The 4,139-nt window shown below is 73.0% G+C and carries 3 protein-coding genes; 2 read left to right on the top strand and 1 reads right to left on the bottom strand.

From position 1 onward, the window contains the following. Window positions 1-98: 98 nt before the first annotated feature. Window positions 99-962: a 2-phospho-L-lactate transferase CofD family protein gene (locus tag AX669_RS06100; RefSeq protein WP_062257254.1), complete on the bottom strand. Its 864-nt coding sequence runs from the start codon at window positions 960-962 to the stop codon at window positions 99-101. A gap of 487 nt (window positions 963-1,449) precedes the next feature. Here AX669_RS06100 and AX669_RS06095 point away from each other — a divergent pair, with 487 nt between their 5' ends. Continuing rightward, window positions 1,450-1,710 carry a WhiB family transcriptional regulator gene (locus AX669_RS06095; protein ID WP_167539850.1) on the top strand — a complete coding sequence of 87 codons (261 nt, stop codon included), beginning with the start codon at window positions 1,450-1,452 and terminating at the stop codon, window positions 1,708-1,710. Between the two features lie 5 nt (window positions 1,711-1,715). After that, a partial coding sequence (locus tag AX669_RS06090) for a glycosyltransferase (protein WP_062257252.1) occupies window positions 1,716-4,139 on the top strand: 2,424 nt, incomplete at its 3' end.

Genomic DNA, 4,139 nt, shown 5'->3' with positions numbered 1-4,139 from the left:
CATGCGTGCGCCGCGCCCACGCCGCGGCGCACGCATGACCCTGCCGTCGCACCTGCCGACGCGCACCTGGTGAAACGCATCCGCCGCGGGGGAGCTGACTACGACAACAGGGCAGCGTCACCCAGGACGACGGCGCGCAGCCGGGCGGCGGCGTCGACGTCACCCGCGAGGGCGGCCCGCATGGGCGCTCGCGTCACGGTGAGTGACGACGGGTAGCGCGTCGGCGCCTCGGCGTCGTCGATGACGAGGGCGTCGACGAAGTCGGCGTACAGGTGGGCGAGGGTTGCTGATGACGCAGTCGCCCCGGTGAGTCGCCAGCTCGCGGCGTCGACGCCGGCGGGGCGGTGCCCGTCGAGGCCGATGGGGCTGAGCGCCACGACGCGCGCCGACGTGCCGCGCAGAGCGTCGCGGATCCCGCGCACCGCGAGGAATCCGGCCATGTCGAGGATCGGCGACATCGGCGGCAGGACGACGACGTCGGCGCTGCGCACGGCGTCGAGCACGCCGGGCGCGGCGTCGGCGTGATCGACGCCGGCGACGACGAACCCCTCGGGCTCGCGGCGGTCGGTGTCCTCGATCCAGCGCAGCGCGTGACGGCTGACCTGCCCACCGTCGCCGTCGGGTTCGAGCACGTGCAGTTCGATGGGTTCTTCGGTGAGCGGCAGGACGGCAGCCGTCTCGCTCTGCGCGCCGCGGCACTGCGTCCACTGCTGCTGAGCTGCGGCGACGGCGCCGGTGCCCCGCGCGTGGCGATAGGTGCGGGCCACGGCCTGGGCGAGGGCCTCATCGTCGAGCCAGCCCCACGCGCCGGTCGGAATGAGACCGGCGTCCCGCAGAGAGACGACCGCTGTGCGCGTCCCCGGCACCGCATCGTCCGCACTTCGGCACACCGCGTCGAGGTTGGGGCAGAACCTGAGACCTGCGAGACTGATGTCATGCGACGTGTTGGTGACGTAGATCACATCGAGCAAAGGCGTGTTGGTGATGGACTCTCGCCCGAACAGCGCATCTAGTGCCGGGCGGGAGAGGGGACCACTAGATAGGACGCTCACATGCATTGTGTCAGTGTGACACGGGGGCGCAGCAGGGCCTCGACCACCCCCGCCGAGGGCTGATCGGGGTCACCCGTTCGGCTTGACTCACTCGAATGACACCGATGTAATAACACCGTTGGTTCTCGCCACCGCTTCGCTCTCGCTGCCATCTGCCCGCTGCGCACGACGCCCTTCGTCCGGGCGTCACCGTCGACCTTCTCGACGGCTCGCCATCGGCGGATCATCGGCTGGATCGTCGCGTCACCAGGGGGTTGTCACCGCTCGGTGATATGGCCGCCGCGAGCGGCGGATCACGATGACCACACGACCGACGTGCCGATGATCGGGACGTACCGCAGAGCCCGGCCCACCCGCCGCGACCGCCGACCACGAAAGGACGGACATGCAGGAATTCATGCAGTTGATCAGCCTGCACGACGCCCTGGACGACACGGAAGAGCTGTCGTGGCAGGAGCGCGCCCTGTGCGCGCAGACCGACCCCGAGGCCTTCTTCCCCGAGAAGGGCGGCTCGACCCGTGAGGCGAAGCGCGTCTGCGTCGGGTGCGAGGTGCGCTCCGAATGCCTCGAGTACGCCCTCGAGAACGACGAGCGATTCGGCATCTGGGGCGGGCTGTCCGAGCGCGAACGCCGCAAGCTGAAGAAGCGCGCGGTCTGAGCGAAGTGTCGGCGACCCAGGTCAACGGCGTCGACGAGTTGCACGACGGCTCCCCAGCACACCCCTTCGTCACCGCTGTCCTCATCGCGCGGGACGCCCATCAGCCCTGGCTCGACGCCACCGTCACCGCCGTCTGCGCGCAGACGCGCCGCCCCGACCGCCTCGTCATCGTCGACGGCAGCGCCGCCGGACGCGTGCGCGGCACCCTCGACGCGATGACCCGCGAGCGCGCCGACCTGCGGGCGCTCGACGTCACCGTTGTCACCGCCTCGCACGACGAGGCGTTCGCCGCGCTCGTCGACCGCGCCGTCCAGGCGCTGCCCGCACGCTCCAGCGACCACGTCGTCGCGCTACGCACCCGACGCCGTGCACGTCGCCGCGAGAGTCACCCGAACGACCGGTACAACTGGCTCTGGTTGCTCCACGAGGATTCGGCGCCGCTGCCGACGGCCCTCGCCGCCCAGCTGAGGGCGGCCGGACGCAGCGAACGACTCGGCATCCTCGGCTGCAAGATCCACGAACTCGACCGCCCAGACCGGCTCGTCAACGTGGGCATCGACGTCACGACGAGCGGCCGTCACGTCGCGCGCACGCATGACGGCGAACTCGACCAGGGCCAGCACGATCTTCGCCGCGACGTGGTCGCCGTCGCGAGTTCCGGCATGCTCGTGCGCCAGGACGTCTATCTCGAACTCGGCGGATTCGACCCCGCCTTCGACGGTGACGGCGACGGGCTCGACCTGTGTTGGCGCGCCCACCTCGCCGGGCACGCGGTGGCCGTCATCCCCGACGCCGTCGCCCATCAGGATCTCGACGCGGCGCACCTGCTGCGCTCCATCGACGGGGGTGGCTCGCGCCCTACCCGCCGCGAGCGACGTGCGCTGTCGCGCCGTGCGGGTGACCCCGATCGTCCTGCGCCGCACTCGGCTGCGACGCTGCGTCGTCACCGTCAGGTGGCCCTCGCGCGCACACCGGCGTGGCGCCTGCCGTTCGCGATGGTCTGGACGACGCTGACGTCGCTGCTGCTCGCGCTCGCGCTGCTGCTCGTCAAGCGGCCGCGGCGTGCCGCGGCCGAGTTGGGGCAGGCGAGCGCATCCTTCGGCCTGGCCCGCATCTTCGGCGCGCGCCGGCGCTTCCGCGGCCGCGCCGTCGTCAGCACTGCGCAGTTGCGGTCGTTGTTCGTGCCCGCCTCCGTCGGCCGCGCCCGCGCGTGGGAGGCGTTCGTCGAGGCCGTCACGCCTAGCGGTTCGCGGACGGCCGGTGCGAGCCCGGCGTCGTCGGAGACCGGGCCCACGTCCTCGGACGCCGAGGACCTGACGGCTCCGCGCGGCATCGTCGCGCGCGGCCTGCGTCACCCCGGCCTGTGGTTGTTCCTGGCTCTCATCGCACTGAGCGCCGTGCTCGCGCGTCGCACGTTCGACACCGACCTGCTGAGTGGCGGAGCGGGCCTGGCGGGCGGCGCTCTCGAGCCGAGCTTCACTTCCGCGAGCGCGTGGTGGCACGCGTGGCGCGACGCCTGGCAGGGCGACGGGTACGGGCATCCCGCCTCGTCGGCGCCGTATCTGCCGTTCCTCGCGGCGGGCGCGTGGCTCGTCTCGGTGTTCCCGTGGACGGATGACGCCGCGAGCGCCCAGGCCGCGCTCACGTGGTTGTTCCTCGCCGCGCCCGTCCTGGCCGGCCTCGCCGCCTATTGGGCCGGCCGCGTCGTGACGCGGCGTCCCTGGCCGCGTGCCGTCGTCGCGTTGCTGTGGGGCAGCGCCGCGCCGCTGACGGGGGCCATGGCGGACGGGCGTCTGGGCGCCCTCGTCGCCGCGATCATGGTGCCGTTGACGCTGGCCGGGTTGGCCGCGATCGCGCGTCGCTCGGGCGGCGCCGGTGCGGTGGCCGCATGCGCTCTCGCCGCGACCGTGCTCGTCGCGTTCGCCCCGCCCTTCCTGCCGGCGCTCACTGTCCTCCTGCTCGTCATCGTCGTGTTCGGTCGCCGCGCGGCGAAATGGCGGGCGCTTGCCGTCGCCGTCCTCGTGCCGCTGCTGCTGGGGCACTGGAGCGTCGAGGTGTGGCGTCACCCCGCCCGGCTCGTCGCCGGCCCCGGCACCCTCACGCAGGAGGCGGCCACCGACCCCGTCGCGATGCTGTTCGCCCACCCCGGCGGGCCCGGGTCGACGCCGCTCGTCCTCGGCATCCCCGTGCTGCTCGCGGGGCTGTTCGGCGCCGTGCGCGGACGCTCGTTCGCCGCCGCGCGGTGGGTGCTCGTCGGCGGTGCCCTCGCGTCGCTGGGGGCGGCCATGATCGTGCCGCGCCACTCCTTCGGCGCGAACCCCGGTTGGCACGTGTGGGCCGGCCTGCCGCTGCTGGCCTTCGTCGCCTGCCTGCTCGCCCTCGCGCTCGTCGCGGCCGGCGAGACCACCGCTCCGCGTACCCGCCGCGCA

The sequence above is a fragment of the Dermacoccus sp. CCH2-D9 genome, assembly GCF_001556795.1.
Classification (GTDB): Bacteria; Actinomycetota; Actinomycetes; order Actinomycetales; family Dermatophilaceae; genus Dermacoccus; species Dermacoccus nishinomiyaensis.
This window is presented reverse-complemented; position numbering and strand designations above follow the sequence as displayed.